3 protein-coding genes are annotated in these 712 nt (G+C 47.1%); all 3 read right to left on the bottom strand.

Features of this window, described 5'->3' with window-relative positions; all coding sequences use genetic code 11:
- Window positions 1–242 (bottom strand): FitA-like ribbon-helix-helix domain-containing protein (locus C7K08_RS14925; protein WP_106501207.1); only part of this gene is annotated, 242 nt, incomplete at its 3' end.
- A 110-nt stretch (window positions 243–352) separates the two neighbouring features.
- A complete protein-coding gene (locus C7K08_RS16690; RefSeq protein ID WP_272867444.1) occupies window positions 353–487 on the bottom strand; it encodes a hypothetical protein in 135 nt (44 codons plus the stop codon).
- Window positions 484–712, bottom strand: a 229-nt coding sequence (locus tag C7K08_RS16265; RefSeq protein WP_206603901.1) for a hypothetical protein, incomplete at its 5' end; no start/stop codon positions are given. The genes C7K08_RS16690 and C7K08_RS16265, both read right to left, overlap by 4 nt.

The following is a 712-nucleotide window of genomic DNA, read 5'->3' on the forward strand; positions in this document are numbered from 1 at the left end:
AGCCGATCTAGGCGCTTGAACTCATCGATCTGATCTGGATCAAAGCTGTGGGGTCCGAGGCTTTCCCTCAAGGCTCTAATTCTGGTTAATTGCACCTCCACAGATGGGTTTGCAGTGCCGAGGCCGGTCTCTAAACAAACAATCGCCTCGTTATTGAGGCTGCGCCTGTTGCGCCTAGCTGCAGCTGCCAGCCGGGCGTGGAGCGCATCTGGCAGGTTCTTTAGGGTAATGCTCTTGGTCATGGCAGAAGGCAGACCTCGCAACAGTTAAACCATTATGGATCCATTATGGTTGCCAAGCAATCATGCTTTGAGTATTAGGAACAATTGGGCCAGCAAGTATCAACTGTTAGCTATTGCCGAATCCATAGGCGCCGCCAATTGCCATTTTTTAATACATAAACTGTTGATACTTCTTTCCAGCCACCAGCAATAAAAATAGCTTTCGGTTTAATTTTCTTCCATACACCAGCCAATAGGATATTCATGTGTATTCAACCCATAATGCGCCTTCTGCTAGCCCTTCCGCAGATGGAGGGGCAGGATCTCCCACGGCTGTAAATACAATTTTGCTATCTACGTATGCTTTATTTGCTAGATGAGCAGGCAAGGTTGGCAATGGATTACATTCAATAGTTGCACTTGCTATTAACTCAGTTGCACTTTTTCGGCCAATCGTAGGCCCACCACTACCAAAAGCTATAGCTGTAGCA

Origin of the sequence: Synechococcus lacustris str. Tous, assembly GCF_003011125.1 — a bacterium.
Taxonomy (GTDB): Bacteria; Cyanobacteriota; Cyanobacteriia; order PCC-6307; family Cyanobiaceae; genus Synechococcus_D; species Synechococcus_D lacustris.